Raw genomic sequence first — 16,067 nt, 5'->3', positions numbered from 1 at the left:
TCAAACAGCTTACTTCTATGTATCCATCCACTGCATTTCAAACCGCTACTGTTGATAGGGGAAAAGAATTTTCGTGTTATCAACGAGTAGAAAATGACTTGAAAATAGCAGTGTTCTTTGCCGATCCTTATTCTTCCTGGCAACGTGGAAGTAATGAAAACGCAAATGGCCTATTGCGTGAGTTTTATCCGAAAAAAACCGATTTGAGCCTTGTTTCACAACAACAATTGAATCAAGCGCTACTTCTTATTAATCAAAGGCCAAGAAAATGTTTAGGTTGGAAAACTGCCCACGAAGCGTTTCAGGAGGAACTGTCGCACTTAGATTGACAAACTGTCATATAATAAAAAGAAAGGGTAACTAACTGTTACGATTTATTTAACCAATTATAACGAAAGTTAATTAAGTATATCAGTAAGCCCTGCTAGTCAAGTGATTGGCTAGTAGTGAGGGTTAACTGCGGACAATCCCTAAAGCTGATTGAACTACAACGTGGCTAGAAATGGTGAGCGTGAATGTTGCGAAAGCAGAAAAAATCAATCAGATGGTGCAAGGTTAAATCCTAAACATTAGAACAATGGGTCTTCCGCCTCGAATCATCTAAGTCAAAATGGATAGGATGAACGTTCAACGACTATCTCGTATAACTGACGAGAGTACATCACAAGCCTATGGTGGTGGAAAAATCCTCTATCTCTAAAGAGATAAACATATAGTCTGCGCTCATGTGAAAACATGAGAAGTTCATAAGAGAACTGGCTAAGGAATTGCGCCCTTAGTTGAACGAGATAAATTTAATTAAATCTATCAAACCTCATTGAATATATCGAACGTATGTGCTACGGTAGATTCAATGAGGTAAGAATAATAATGAAATTTTCACGAGTTAGTCAAGTATCAGAATTAACAGGTTTGCATCCGAGTAGTCTCAGGAGAATGCTGGTGGAACACGCTACGATTCAGAAGAACAAATCTTTCATTAAAGGAGTTACATTCTGATGATATTGGCGAAGAAAGTTAGACTAATTCCAACGCCTGAACAAGAAAAAGTGCTTAGAAACCATGCTGGTGCTGCAAGATTTGCTTATAACTATTGTAAAAGAATGAGTGATAGATACTATAAGCTATTTGGAAAATCTGTTTCACAGTTAGCTTTACAGAAACGATTTACAAAGATCAAGAAGCGAAAGAGATATGAGTGGTTAAAAGACATCAACGCACAAGTTCCCAAACAGGCTTCAAAAGATTTTGATAAGGCGAGGAAACATTCGTTCAAAAAGTACAAAAATGGTTATCACACTTCTTATAAATCCAAAAAAGATTTAATCCAAGGATTTTATGCCAATTATGAAAGGCTGATTATAGGAAAGAAAGTAGTTCATATTCAGTCCATTGGAGAAGTGAAAACAAGCCAACAACTACCAAGAAACAAAAAAACATCCAATCCAAGAGTTACCTTTGATGGTCGGCACTGGTGGGTTAGTGTAGGGTTCCAAGAAGACTTTGAATCCCAAGAACTAACCGATGAGTCGATTGGTGTGGATGTTGGTTTAAAAGAGCTTTTTGTAGCTTCTAATGGTATGAAAGAACGAAATATAAACAAAGATGCCAAGGTTAAAAAACTTTTGAAAAGGAAAAAGTCAGCACAAAGAGATATGTCTAGGAGATTTAAAAAAGGTGTAAAAATTCAATCTGCCGGATATGAAAAAGCTAAAGCTGAGCACCTGCGGTTATCTAGGGAAATTATGAATATCCGAAATAACCATATCCATCAAGCAACAGCTAAATTGGTGAAAACCAAACCAATGAGGATTGTTGTGGAAGACTTATCTATCTCAAACCTGTTAAAAAACAAAAAACTATCGAAAGCATTTTCCTTTCAAAAATTAAACTTCTTCTTTCAATGTTTATCATACAAGTGTGAGAAGTACGGCATTGAGTATGTAAAAGCTGATAAATGGTTCGCTTCAAGCAAGATTTGCTCATGTTGCGGAATTAAATACGACCATTCAGTTCAACCAGAAGGACAGTGGAGTTTAAAGATTCGTGAATGGGACTGTGTTGGGTGCAATAGCCATCACGATAGGGATGTAAATGCTGCGATAAATTTATCAAGATGGGTAAAATAAATGCTTGATAATAGGAGGTAACGATACTGCCTCGTGTGGAGTGTTATACCCCTCGTCCCTTCGGGGTTGCGAGAACACGATGAAGCACTAACTCGTGTAAATTTGATTGAATTGTATAGATTTAGTTAAGTTTATCGTATCGGAGTGCAAACTTATTTATGAACAAATGGATCTTGCTTATAATCTTATTATTACCACCACTATACATTCTTTATATGACGTTTCGAATGAAAAATGTTGCTCATGAAAAATTGAGTAATCACTCTCCATACGTTCTTATATTAGGCGCAAAGTTATTTGGAGATAGACCGTCTTTATCTCTTCAAAACCGTTTGGATGTAGCGTTGGAATATTTAGTTTCCCATCCTGAAGCGAAAGTAATTGTTTCAGGTGGTCAAGGGGAAGATGAAGATATACCGGAAGCTCATAGTATGAGAAATTATTTAATGGCGCGTGGTATAGATGAGAGTCGTATTTTAATAGAAGATCAATCTACAAATACGTATGAGAATGTAAAGTTTAGTATGGATTTGTATGATGTGAAACATGCGGTAGTTGTGAGTAATACGTATCATTTATATAGAACGAAAATAATTGCAAAGCGTTTAGGCATGAAGATGGAGGCGCTAGCTGCTGAAACACCAATGCGTTCTAAGAGGAAAATGTATGTACGTGAATATGCTGCAATAATGAAAACAATATTGTTCGACCGTTAGAGCTCAAATGGGAGCTCTTTTTTTGTGGAATAATGCGTATCATTTGAAATGAATTTCATCTTCCATCAAAATAAAGGAAACAACATTAAAGGAGTTGTATTTGTGATTCAATTTAATCATGTGTCAAAAGCGTATGAAGATGGCACGAAAGCAGTGGATTCATTGCATTTAGAAATTAAAAAGGGAGAGTTTTTTGTCCTTATTGGTCCGAGTGGTTGCGGGAAAACAACGACAATGAAGATGATTAATCGTTTAATTGAAACGACTGAAGGATCGATTTTAATCGATGGAAAAAATATTCAACAATATAATATAAACGAATTGCGTTGGAATATAGGATACGTGTTGCAGCAAATCGCTTTGTTTCCGCATATGACAATAGCTGAAAATATTGCAGTTGTTCCTGAAATGAGAAAGTGGAGCAAAGAGGAAATAAAAGCGCGTGTCGATGAATTGTTACGGATGGTTGGGCTAGATCCAGACGTATATCGCGATCGGATGCCTGATGAATTGTCAGGGGGACAAAAGCAGCGCGTTGGTGTCGTACGGGCATTGGCCGCAAACCCGAAAATCGTTCTTATGGACGAACCATTTAGTGCGCTAGATCCGTTAAGTAGGGAGCAGCTTCAGAAAGATATCGTACAATTGCAAAAAAAGATTCAAAAGACAATCGTGTTCGTAACCCATGATATGCGAGAAGCATTATCACTTGGAGATCGTATTTGTATTATGAAAGAAGGAAAAGTTGTTCAATTAGATACACCAGAAGGAATTATAAATAATCCAAAAAATGAATTTGTAGAGGAGTTCATTGGAAATCGTGGACGACCTTGGTATGAGGGCATGAATATAGGAGATGTAATGCCGCTAGACGATCGCACACGAGTTGAAGGGACGGCTTTATCTTTGCATTCTCCTTTACAAGAAGCACTTATTCGCTTACTAGCTGAAGAGTCAGTGCCGGTTGAAGAAAATGGTCAATATGTTGGAGCATTAACAAGTCGTCATATTGTCAATTACATAGTTGAACAAATGAAGGAGAGAGGCTAAACAGTGATTGATTTTATTCAAACGTTTCAAGAACGAAAAATAGAATTGTTAAGTGCATTAAGTGAGCATTTACAAATATCGCTTATTTCATTATTTTTTGCAGTAATTATTGCGGTACCGCTTGGCATTTTATTAACGAGAAAAGAAAGAATGGCTGAGTTTATAATAGGAACTTCTGCAGTTATGCAGACGGTCCCATCACTTGCGTTGCTCGGACTTTTAATTCCGTTAGTAGGAATCGGAAAACTTCCCGCTATTATCGCATTAGTTGTGTATGCACTATTACCTATTTTGCGAAACACATATACAGGAATACGGGAGTTAGATGAATCTTTAATTGAAGCAGCGAGAGCTATGGGGATGAATAGCTGGAGAAGACTGTGGAAGGTAGAGCTTCCTCTTGCATTACCAATTATTATGGCCGGTATTCGTACGGCGATGGTATTAATTGTTGGAACAGCGACATTAGCAGCTCTTATAGGTGCTGGTGGGCTCGGTAAACTCATATTACTTGGTATCGATCGGAATGATCATACGCTTATCATTTTAGGGGCCGTACCAGCCGCGTTACTCGCTTTATTCTTTGATGTAGTACTTCGCATACTTGAACAACCAAAACGCTCTTCTAAGCGTGTTATATTGACGATATGCATCACTCTTGTAATGGTCGCCGCTCCATTTCTTTGGAATACACAAAAGAAAGATATTGTTATTGCGGGCAAACTTGGATCAGAACCTGAAATTTTAATTCAAATGTATAAGCAGCTTATTGAACAAGATACCGATTTACATGTAGAATTAAAACCAGGTCTTGGAAAAACAGCGTTTGTATTTGAAGCGTTAAAATCAGGAGAAGTAGATATATACCCAGAGTTTTCAGGAACAGCTTTATCTACTTTCGTGAAGGAAGAACCGAAAAGTACAAATCGTGATGAAGTATATGAACAAGCTCGGATAGGAATGGAAAAGAAATTTAATATAGCCATGTTGAAGCCGATGGAGTATAACAATACATATGCATTAGCTATGCCGAAAAAAATAGCAGCTCAAAATAATATAAATACAATTTCTGATTTAGGAAAAATTGCACAGGATGCGAAAGTAGGATTCACATTAGAATTTGTTGATCGTGAAGACGGTTATAAAGGAATGCAAAAATTATATAACTATAAGTTTTCAAATGTGAAAACGATGGAACCGAAACTACGTTATAGTGCAATTCAATCAGGGGATGTTAACGTAATCGATGCATATTCAACAGATAGTGAGTTGGAGCAGTACAGACTTAAAGTACTAAAAGATGATAAAGGGTTATTCCCACCATATCAAGGTGCACCATTATTAAGAAAAGAGACATTACAGAAATATCCTGAACTTGAAAAAGTATTAAATAAATTATCTGGGAAGATTACAGATGAAGAAATGCGAAAAATGAATTATGAAGTAAATGTGAATGGACAAAGTAGTGAAGAAGTTGCGAAACAATTTTTACAAAAAGAGAATTTACTTCGTTAATTTTACAAGAAATATACAAATTTATATGTATGAAATGACCGTTCATTACAAAATGAACGGTTTTTTTGTGCATACTTATACATTTTTTCAAAAAAGTATTCCATTTTTCTTCATTTTCTTTTAGAATAAGTAATGTTTTCCTGAAAAAATATAAGAGAAACGTCTATTAGAGAAAAAGGTGACTTTAATAGTTGAACGAACATAACACCTAGAATGACAGATGGGGTGGTACAAATAGAAAAGAAGTTAGGGTTTTTTCCGTTAATTGCATTAGTAGTCGGAACAATGGTTGGTGGCGGTGTTTTTAGTTTACCGCATGATTTAGCAGTAGGAGCAAATAGCGGCTCTATAATAATTGGCTGGTGTATTACAGCGATGGGAATGATTCCACTCGCGCTCGTGTATCAAACGTTAGCAAGACAAAAACCGGAGCTTGAGGGCGGAATTTATAGTTATGCACGTGCTGGTTTTGGTGAATATATTGGATTTAACAGCGCTTGGGGATACTGGCTAGCAGGAATTTTAGGAAACGTTGCAACAATCATGTTACTGTTTAGTACATTAGGTTATTTCTTCCCCATTTTTAAAGGCGGAAATAATGTTGCGTCTATCGTTGGAGCATCACTTTTATTATGGACACTTCATTTTCTAATTTTATTTGGAATTCGTGAAGCGTCAATTATGAATGTGATTGCAACAATCGGGAAATTAGTTCCGATTGTATTATTTATTGTTGTAATGGTAACAGCATTTCGCTGGGATACATTTACACATGATTTTTGGGGAGAAGGAACTATTTCAGTTTCCTCTATACTTGGTCAAGTGAAAAATACAATGCTTGTAACTCTTTGGGTTTTCATTGGGGTTGAAGGAGCGGTAGTATTATCTGGAAGAGCAAAAAATAGTCGAGATGTCGGTAAAGCGACAGTATTAGGACTTATTTTAGTAATGTCTATTTATATTTTAATTTCTGTCCTGTCAATGGGAGCGATGACAAGAGGAGAGCTTTCTGTTTTAGAAACTCCGTCAATGGGACATGTATTAGAGCATGTTGTTGGGACATGGGGCGCAGTTGCGATTAATATCGGATTAGTTGCTTCACTTGTAGGTACATTAATAGGTTGGTTTTTACTTGTTTCTGAAATCTCCCACGTAGCAGGAAAAGATGGTGTGTTTCCAAAAGTCTTTACGAAAACAAATAAAAAACAAACGCCACATATGGCATTATGGATCTCAAATGGCGTTGCCCAAATTATATTTATAATCGTTCTGTTTTCAGAATCAACATATCAAATTATGTATTTCATAGCGTCAACGTCAATTTTAGTACCATATTTATTATCAGCGTTATTCCAATTCAAATTAGTCATTACAAATGAACTAAAAGATGCGAAAGTAAAAAACGGTTCGCTAGCTTTAATTGCTTCTATTTACTCTGTATGGCTTATTTATGCAGCTGGTTTGAAGAATTTATTGCTCGTTTCAATTGTATATGGAATCGGAATCATTGTTTACGTGTATGCAAGAAAAGAAAAAGGGAATCGTTGTTTTACTGGTATAGAGAGATATGTAATGTGGGCAATTGTAGTAGCAGCTGTCACATCTCTTTATATGTTATTGACTGGAAATATAAAAATGTAAAAGTCCTTTTCATTTAAAGGGCTTTTTTCTTTGGCTAGAGAATATTTAATACATAATATATTCAGGAGGGATGAAAATGGAAGAAAAAGAACAATTGACCAGAATTGTAGAGTTAGCTAGTGAAGTAAGGAAAGTATTAGTGCAAGAATCTTTTTTTAATCATCATCCTGAACTGCGAGGAGTGATTGAAAATTTAGCGAGTGCTGTAGAGAATTTGGCAGAATTACAGCAAAATACAGATGAAAATGCTGAAGATCGATTACGATATGTACTTGCTAAAATGAAAATTGCTCATAATGCCATTTTACAAGAGAAAAAAGCATTTCCATCTCATTAATATACGTTTTCATTTTGAACCTGGCGGATAACGTCAGGTTTTTTGTTTCTAGTTTTTCGTTTCTTTCATACACTAAGAATAGTATGAAAAAAGAAGGTGACGAAGGTGAAATTACATAAAGCTCTTCAGCCAAGTTTTATAAAACGAATGTACTATATGAGGTTTATCGGAAAATTTACAAAAGCAGTGGGAGAGAAGAATGGAGAGAATTTCTTTGTACAATGCCTATCTCCAATACCATTCACGTTACAAGAGCAATTAAAAAATGAACCATACGTATTTGAAGGTTTATGTAGCAATAAAAAGAATGAAAAAGTCTTTTTGGAATTAAAGAAAAGAAAATTAGAAAAGCAATTGGTTATGTTTCGTCTCTATTACGAGAGAGGACATATATACGTGGAGTTAATTTGTGCAGAAGAACCGCGAGAAATAGCAAACAGCTATAAAATGATTCCAGTACCTAAAGTTTCTGATTACAAAAAAGGAAAGTCTTTAGAAAGAAAACTTGGAAATGGTTATTTATCATTTCTAATGCCAAAATATCCGAAAGACTTTGAGCCTCCCGAATTATTGTGGCACGATGGAAGGTTATATGGAAATATATCTTTAAAGTCATCATCAATTAGTTCAATCGCATATTTTGAACAGCAGCGGGAATGTAAGTATATAGACTTTAATGACTGGATGAAGCATGTAGAAATAGCGGTAGAACATCAATTGTATTTTGTAAGCAATCAAATGTATGAGCAATTAAAAAAGCGAATGACTGAAGAAGGTAAGCATGTTGAAATAGAGGAAATAAAAGTGCAAAAGGATGAATGGGAATGGGATGAGCGTGAATCCGTATTTTTACAGTATGTAAAAAGTTTTGTGCATAATAAAGGGCTATATTTGGATGAAACGGACATTTATAATTTTCATATAAGTGTGAAAACAGATATATTGACGATTCTTGGTGGTATACCGGGCGTTGGGAAATCCCGTTTTGTGCAAGCTTATGCCGAAGCACTTGGGTTACAGTATGGAGAAGAATTGGTTTGGATTCCGATTTCACCATCGTATCAAGAACCACATGATATACTTGGTTACCTTCATCCAAATGGTACTTTTATTGAAAGTGAAACAAAATTAGTTAGGGCGTTAATGAAGGCAAAAGAAAATCAAAATCAGCTGTATATCATAGTTTTTGATGAAATGAATATGTCACATATTGAGCATTGGTTTACTCCATTTCTATCTGTTCTTCAACTTGACAAGCAAAACCGTATTTTAAATTTATATGAAGGTGTACAAGAAAAAGAAAATCTAATTCCACCAACAATTGAAATTGGAGAAAATATTATTTTTGTCGGTACTGTAAATTTTGATGAAACAACGAAAGAGCTCTCAGATCGATTATTAGATCGGACGAATTTAATAACTTTACAAAAAATTCCGTTTTGTGAAATGTGTATGGAACAAGAGAAAGTTGTATTACAACCACCTCTGAAAGTAACTACAGGAGAATTTCGCATGAATTGGGTCAGGAATAAAGCGATGATTGAGGTGTTTTCTGAAGAAGAGTTAGAGCTATTAGATAAGTTACATGGTGTATTGTCATCACACGATACGTCAAAGGGAATTTCTTTTCGATGTGCAAACGCAATAGCTACTTATTTGCAAAATATACCGTTCCAAAATAATCATTCCTATATGATCAGTAGAGAAGAGGGGTTTGATTTACAAATAAAGCAACGTGTATTGACGAAAATAAGAGGAACGGAAATGATGGTTGGGTCTTTACTGTCAGAAGAAGTAAAAAGGGGAGCGACATTAGTACCTCTTTTGCAATCTCCACTTGCAAACAGAGTATCTACATTTGAACACTCTTTAGCATATTTAAGAGAAAAGCGTAGAGAACTGGAGTTGTATGGCTATGCAAAATGAAGGGCGATATGAAACAGAAATCGTTGATACGAAAGAAACGCTCCCTTTTGTATTAAAGTTAATCATTGGAACGGAGGCGAAAGGGGAATATATTTTATTAAATCGTCTTTGTACATCTACTACAGCATTAGTTCAATGTATTTATAAAGTGCAAGAATTAAAACCAATCAGATTGCATTACCAGTATGAAAGGCCAATGAATATTACTTTTATATGGAATAAAGTATATGAGGGACAGAAAAATATAAAAGAGTCAAAGTATGAAATAAATGAAAAAAAACAAAAGGTATTAATATATGAACATGGTAAAACAGAATTTTTTTATCCATGGCGTTGTGGTTTATATCATTTTGAAGTGAATATAGAAGATCGAACGTATTATGGCGCTTTTCAAGTCGTTCCCAAAAATTTTTTTGATGATCAATTTGAAATGATTCAAAACTATGTGAAAGCCATTTTAAATGAGTTGATTTTAGATAGAGGTTATTATAAAAAGACTTTCTCTGCACTTAGTGATATTGAAGATTCTTCTTATTTAGTGCTACTTAGAAAGTTGCCGCAAAAAATGAAAAAGATAAAGAAAATTTTTAAGAAAATAGAATCAAGCTTAAAATTTACACATGAGTATAAATGGGAAGAAAAGGAGCGGAAAGCAACGAGAAAAGGAACTATAGTGGCGGAAAGAAAACCGTATGCAAAATATTATAATCGTAAATTGATAGAACAAAAAAATAGTAAGGAAAATGCATTTCTTAAATTTAAAGCAATGCAATTTTATCTCTATTTACTTGAAGCGGAAAGTTTTTTGCAGCAAACAATTGAAATATTAGAAAGAGAAAAAAAGAAGAAATCAGAAGAATTTCAAGCTGTAAAAACGATTATACAAACAATTGAACGGAATGGATCAGTGACTGATAGAGAGAAACAAAAATATAAAAATATACATTTACTAAAAGAGGCAGATTTACGAAAAATCTCAATGAAGATACAAGAATATAAAATATTAGCGCATTTTGTACATGATAGTGTACAATACTTTCAAACTTTAATGCATTCTCCATTTTGGAGAGAAGTTTCTGAAACTGGTAACATGAACTCACATAATTTACCGATACCACATCAACAATTACTACAGCATTTAGATTTACTTCCACAATTTACAGATCAATCTCCATCTTTATTATTTGTTTATAAACCAACATTTTTAGTGTATGAATATTACGCTTTTTTTATCGTTATTTCCATGTTAGAGCAAATTGGTTTTGAGGCTAGAAATTCCATCCGTGAACAAATACAAGAACATTTTTATGTAGATGGATTACAAGATGGAACGACAGTAGTGTTACATCGAGATGATATTAAGGTACATGTCGCATTTAATGATTTAATTGAAACACATCCTCTTATTGCATTAAGTAAAGGAAGTAATTTTTATAATGGAGAAGACACGAAGAAGCCAGATATTCGCTTAGACTGTTATGTAAAAGAAGAGGAGAACTATGCATATCAATCTTCTATTATTATTGAAGTGAAGTATAGCCCAATGTACAATATTTTTCAGTACGTTGGAAATACGAAAGCAACTGAGCAAATGTATAAGTATTGGTCTATAAAATATGTAGAAGAACAGGATGGAAAGCGAGTCTATCATCGAAGGGCCATTTACGAAGTCATTTGTGTATATCCGGGAAGTCATATGCATAGTAAAAAAATTGAGTCTGGATGTGGTGTGTTCTTGCAATTATATCCATATAAAACGAAACAAGGGGAAGAAAAATTAGCTGGAAAACATGGAATGGTACAAATTTTTGAGAAGTGGTTAAAAAGCATTAAGAAGTAAAAGAAATCCTTTTTCATAAAGGATTTCTTTAGATTAAGCAGAATTATATGCAGTATGGAAGGAAGCTTCATACGAATTGAATTTGAAAGTAATATAAATATGTTATAAGAAGAACGGTACATGATGGATAAAGTGAAACTTTTAATCAGTGGGGGCGCCGCCCGCTAATTATCAGCCCTTACCAATCGGGCGTTTACGGACAGTTTGATCTCCCAACTAACTTCTTTGCTTCAGATGGAGCCTTATTGCCCGGAAAATAGCGGGATAAAAGACGAATAAGGTGGAATTTAATTCATTTTGCAGAATATAATAAGTCATAAATATTTTTAGTTGCATACGAAGGTTTGTTCTTATATGATAGATAGTGAAAGCGTTACCAAAAAAACAGAGCGGCGATGGGAAAGGCGGGTATATATGTTCCAGCGTGTTCAAACAAAGGAAGAACATTTTTGGTTCGAGCAACTATGGGGAGATTTTTGTGAAGAAAGAAACTTAATGTTCGTAGAACGTAATTTAAATCCATCACGATTTTTATTAATAGAAGATGAACATCATATTGGTACAGTAGAATGTATTAAGTATACGGTACCTGAACAATCAAATTCTGAGTTTTTCTATCCGTTTTCTAAAAATGATTTAGTGAAAGATTTGAAAAATGTGTATGAAATAGGCAAGTTAAGTATTGCGAAAACGTCTCGTGGGAGAGGACACTTCAAAAGACTAACCGCTATTTTATTTATGCATGCATTAGAAACGAAAGCAGAATGGTATATTGCAGCAGTTACAAAAAGAATGTATATGTATTTATTAACACTCGGTTTCCCAATTGAACCGATAGATAAGCCATTTCAGTTTCATGATACTTTACAAGGTGTACCAGTACGAATTCATGCCAGAAAAGGTGCTACGCATTTGTATTCTTTAAAAGAATTTCGTGATGTGATTCAAGGAAATGCTCATGCACAGGCATTAATCGCAGAATACAGTAAAAATATTATGTTAACAAAATAAAATGAATATGTATAATAAAGAGAATACTAATTTCAAATGAAATCATTCTTCATGAAAAAAGACCCTTATTATTTTAATAAGGGTCTAAAATTTATAATCCAAATATACTAAAAATCATTTTACGACGCTTCGGTTTCTTTTCACGTTCATGTGTTGGTTTTGTATCGGGAGTAATATATATTGGTTCTTCTTTCTTAAGGGCAGTTTCTAGCTTTTGAATTCGCTCTAACATTTCCTCCATTTCATGGCGATGTTGTAAAAGTTGGTATGTAACAACATCATTCGCCTTGTCTTGCATTTGTTCTTCCATTCGATCTAGCCTTCTTGTAATGGTATTTAATTGAGCTGTTAATTGCTCAAAATCATGCGATGATATATTTTGAATAATTGTGTTTACTTGAGTTTTTAATTCTTCAACATCATTTGATGATGTTTTTTGAGTAGGGTGAGAGTTTTGAGGCTGCTCTATTTGTGAAAGATGGTATTCTAACATTTGATCTAAATCATCTTGTGTAAAAATAAAGTGACCATATTTATTTTTTTCTATCGTAAGATTTAATTGTTGTGCAATCCGGACAACAGCCTTTGGGCTAACACCTAGTTTTTTTGCGATAAATGGTGTTTTATATTCCAAAATAATCCCTCCTATATATATCCTGTTGAATGATTTCGATCTATGAAGGAAGTTCCCTTCTAGTGTGACAAAAGAAGTGTGGAATCGGCAAAGAAAGTGTTTTTTCACGAAATGAAGCTGTGAAGAATATATCGTGTATATAAAAATATTTTATCTTAAGATTTAGAATAATTTGACTGTGTGAAATGAATTAGATTATCATAATGATAAATATCTTTTTTATGTATGCATATAATATATAAAAAGGTGGTTACTAATGTAGAATTTTGTTAGAGTATTAGAATGCTTACTTCACTTGAATAAAATTAAGTAGGAGGTGGCTTCCTTGCTTACAATGTAAGTAAGGAAAAGTATTTGGACATATATAGTATAAGTATAGTGATTGTTTTAATTGCCTTAACGGCATTTTTCGTTGCAGCAGAATTTGCAATTGTTAAAGTGAGAGGTTCACGAATTGACTATTTAATTGCAGAAGGAAATAATCACGCAATATCTGTCAAAACAGTCATTACAAACTTAGACGAATATTTATCTGCTTGTCAGCTAGGAATAACAGTTACTGCACTAGGGATTGGATGGTTTGGTAAACCTGCATTAAAGCAAATGTTTGACACGTTTTTTGTAAGTTTGAATATTTCTACTCAACTAGCAGACATTTTTGCTGTAATTTTAGTGTTTTTGCTTATTACATTTTTACACGTTGTAATAGGGGAATTGGCCCCCAAGACATTCGCGATTCAAAAAGCTGAACAAGTGAGTTTATTTGTTGCTAAACCGCTAATTTTCTTTTATCGTATGGCGTTTCCATTTATTTGGATTCTAAATGGATCAGCTCGAATTATTACGAAATTGCTAGGGCTGAAATCATCGAAAGGGCACGATGAGGTTCATTCAGAAGAAGAATTACGGTTGTTAGTTTCAGAAAGTTACAAAAATGGAGAGATTAATCAGTCTGAATATAAATATGTAAATAAGATCTTTGAATTTGATGATCGTATAGCAAAAGAGATTATGGTACCCAGAACTGAGATGCATATTATAAGTAAAGAAATGCCTGCTGAAGAAGCATTGCAAAAAATGTCTCGAGAAAAATATACGAGATATCCAGTTGTTGATGGCGACAAAGATCACGTAATAGGCTTTGTAAACTTTAAAGATATTTTTACAGATTTTGTGCAGCAAAGGGCGGTTAGTAATAAGAAAGTAGAGCAATATATTAGACCAATTATTTTAGTTATCGACTCTATCCCAATACACGACTTATTTTTAAAAATGCAAAAAGAAAGAACACATATTGCTATATTGATAGATGAATATGGTGGTACGTCTGGACTTGTTACTGTTGAAGACATTTTAGAAGAAATAGTTGGAGATATTCAAGATGAGTTTGATACAGATGAACAGCCAGAAATTCAACAAGTTAGTGAAACGAAAACGATACTAGAGGGAAAAGTACTTGTTAGTGAAGTAAATACGTTATTAGGTTTAACGATTGATGATAATGGTGTTGATACAATAGGTGGATGGATTTTAACGAAGAATATAGAAATTGCTGAAGAGGATTTCATTGAAATCGAAAATTATAAGTTTTGCGTGAAAGAATTAGATGGACACTATATAAAGAGACTAGAAGTTACAAAAACTGTAGAATCAATTGTTATTTTAGAAGATGAAAAACAAATTTCATTACAAGAACAAATTAGTTCGTAGACTCTGCTAGATGGCAGAGTTTTTTTGAGCATAATGTTTTTGACAGAATAAGGGCTATGTTACAATGACATAAGTCAGACCTTTCACTAGGTGAAGTATTATTGTATACATATATTTGAAAGGGGAAGAATTATGAAAAAGCATTTATATATAAATGGAGATTGGAAGTCTGTAAACACGTATAAACCATTATACGCACCATATTCTGAAGAAACATTAGCGGAAATTGCGCAAGGAACGGAAGAAGATGTTAAAGAGGCTGTTACTGCTGCAAAAAATGCAATGAAAAAAATGAATACATTATCTGCATATGATCGTGCGACTATTTTAGAGAAGGTTGCACAAAAAATGGATGAAAGAAGAGAAGAATTTGCAGAGATTATTGCACAAGAGGCTGCAAAACCAATTCGTGCTGCGAGGGGGGAAGTAGATCGTACCGTTCAGACATACAAATTTGCAGCGGAAGAAGCGAAGCGTATATACGGCGAGACATTGCCACTTGATGCAGCACCTGGTGCAGACGGGCGTATTGCATACACAATACGAAAACCGATTGGGGTTATAGGAGCTATTACACCATTTAATTTTCCATTAAATTTAGTGGCACATAAAGTCGGCCCTGCAATTGCTGCCGGAAATACAGTTGTGTTAAAACCAGCTGATCAAACGCCATTATCGTCTTACGCATTAGTTGAACTATTTGAAGAGGCAGGATTGCCAAAAGGAGCTTTAAATATTATTTCTGGTCCTGGTTCAACTGTAGGTGAGGCGCTAGTTACAAATGATGATGTCGCTTCCATTACTTTTACGGGAAGTCCGAAAGTTGGAATCGGAATTAAGGCAAAGGCTGGGCTAAAGAGAGTTACGTTAGAGTTAGGATCAAATGCTGCTGTTATTATTGATGAAGATGTAGAGTTAACAGATGAATTAATTGAACGAGTAAAATGGGGAGCATTTGTTAATAATGGACAAGTTTGCATTTCAGTACAACGTGTTTTTGTACAAGAAAAGAGAATGGATGAATTTCTTTCAAAGCTAAAGAAAGCGATGGAAACAGTTGTTGTTGGTGATCCACTGCTTGAGGAAACGGATGTATCAGCTTTAATTTCGAAAAAAGATGTAGAGCGAATTGAAATGTGGGTGCAAGAAGCTATTAAGGAAGGTGCAGTTGTCTTATACGGTGGTAAAAAACATGATGCAAGGATTTTTGAACCAACTATATTAACAAATGTTCCAGAGTATGTATCTGTACAGTGCCAAGAGGTATTTGGTCCACTCATGACAGTAAATACATTTAAAGAATTTGATGAGGCAATAGAGCAAGTAAATCATTCACGTTACGGTCTACAAGCAGGCATATTTACAAATAATTTGTTTAAAGCAATGCGTGCAATTGATGAACTAGAAGTTGGTGGTGTCATGATCAATGATATTCCAACGTTCAGGGTAGATCATATGCCTTATGGTGGTGTGAAAGAAAGTGGCACAGGGCGTGAAGGGATTAAATATGCAATAGAAGAAATGACAGAAATGAAATTAGTATGTATTAAAAAATAAA

General features: G+C 34.4%; 13 protein-coding genes. 12 read left to right on the top strand and 1 reads right to left on the bottom strand.

Going from position 1 to position 16,067, the window contains the following annotated elements:
* From CO726_RS27950 to CO726_RS27905, 10 genes are all read left to right on the top strand, one after another.
* Positions 1 to 329 (top strand): IS30 family transposase (locus CO726_RS27950; protein ID WP_136699889.1); only part of this gene is annotated, 329 nt, incomplete at its 5' end.
* Positions 330 to 998: 669 nt separating this feature from the next.
* Complete coding sequence (locus tag CO726_RS27945) at positions 999 to 2,129, top strand: RNA-guided endonuclease InsQ/TnpB family protein (RefSeq protein ID WP_099686435.1); 1,131 nt, start codon at positions 999 to 1,001, stop codon at positions 2,127 to 2,129.
* Positions 2,130 to 2,287: 158 nt separating this feature from the next.
* Positions 2,288 to 2,845, top strand: coding sequence for a YdcF family protein (locus tag CO726_RS27940; protein ID WP_099686434.1), 558 nt, complete (start codon positions 2,288 to 2,290; stop codon positions 2,843 to 2,845).
* Between the two features lie 102 nt (positions 2,846 to 2,947).
* Positions 2,948 to 3,895, top strand: coding sequence for an ABC transporter ATP-binding protein (locus CO726_RS27935; RefSeq protein ID WP_099686433.1), 948 nt, complete (start codon positions 2,948 to 2,950; stop codon positions 3,893 to 3,895).
* Between the two features lie 3 nt (positions 3,896 to 3,898).
* Positions 3,899 to 5,410 (top strand): ABC transporter permease/substrate-binding protein, encoded by a 1,512-nt coding sequence (locus tag CO726_RS27930; protein ID WP_099686432.1) that lies wholly within the window; start codon positions 3,899 to 3,901, stop codon positions 5,408 to 5,410.
* 213 nt (positions 5,411 to 5,623) lie between these two features.
* Positions 5,624 to 7,051, top strand: a complete 1,428-nt coding sequence (gene arcD / locus CO726_RS27925; RefSeq protein ID WP_099686431.1) for an arginine-ornithine antiporter — start codon at positions 5,624 to 5,626, stop codon at positions 7,049 to 7,051.
* A 76-nt stretch (positions 7,052 to 7,127) separates the two neighbouring features.
* Positions 7,128 to 7,388 (top strand): LemA domain protein, encoded by a 261-nt coding sequence (locus tag CO726_RS27920; protein ID WP_098759233.1) that lies wholly within the window; start codon positions 7,128 to 7,130, stop codon positions 7,386 to 7,388.
* Positions 7,389 to 7,493: 105 nt separating this feature from the next.
* The gene (locus CO726_RS27915; RefSeq protein WP_136699888.1) at positions 7,494 to 9,314 is read left to right on the top strand and encodes an AAA family ATPase; all 1,821 of its coding nucleotides are present in this window, start codon (positions 7,494 to 7,496) and stop codon (positions 9,312 to 9,314) included.
* Complete coding sequence (locus CO726_RS27910) at positions 9,304 to 11,154, top strand: hypothetical protein (protein WP_099686429.1); 1,851 nt, start codon at positions 9,304 to 9,306, stop codon at positions 11,152 to 11,154. Before CO726_RS27915 ends, CO726_RS27910 begins: the two co-directional genes overlap by 11 nt.
* A gap of 414 nt (positions 11,155 to 11,568) precedes the next feature.
* Positions 11,569 to 12,165 (top strand): hypothetical protein, encoded by a 597-nt coding sequence (locus tag CO726_RS27905; protein WP_087956354.1) that lies wholly within the window; start codon positions 11,569 to 11,571, stop codon positions 12,163 to 12,165.
* Positions 12,166 to 12,256: 91 nt separating this feature from the next.
* Here the strand turns inward: CO726_RS27905 and racA are convergent, their stop codons facing one another.
* Entirely contained in the window at positions 12,257 to 12,799 is a 543-nt protein-coding gene (gene racA, locus CO726_RS27900) for a chromosome-anchoring protein RacA (protein ID WP_099686428.1), read from the bottom strand.
* Positions 12,800 to 13,153: 354 nt separating this feature from the next.
* Between racA and CO726_RS27895 the strand changes: the two genes are divergently transcribed.
* Both CO726_RS27895 and CO726_RS27890 read left to right on the top strand, forming a co-directional pair.
* Positions 13,154 to 14,509, top strand: a complete 1,356-nt coding sequence (locus CO726_RS27895) for a hemolysin family protein (protein WP_098759229.1) — start codon at positions 13,154 to 13,156, stop codon at positions 14,507 to 14,509.
* 132 nt (positions 14,510 to 14,641) lie between these two features.
* Positions 14,642 to 16,066 carry an aldehyde dehydrogenase family protein gene (locus CO726_RS27890; protein ID WP_099686427.1) on the top strand — a complete coding sequence of 475 codons (1,425 nt, stop codon included), beginning with the start codon at positions 14,642 to 14,644 and terminating at the stop codon, positions 16,064 to 16,066.
* The last annotated feature ends 1 nt before the right edge of the window (position 16,067 follow it).

The organism is Bacillus fungorum (genome assembly GCF_002746455.1).
Lineage (GTDB): Bacteria > Bacillota > Bacilli > Bacillales > Bacillaceae_G > Bacillus_A > Bacillus_A fungorum.
Note: the sequence above shows the minus strand (reverse complement) of the source record. Positions and strands in the feature narration are given on the sequence as shown.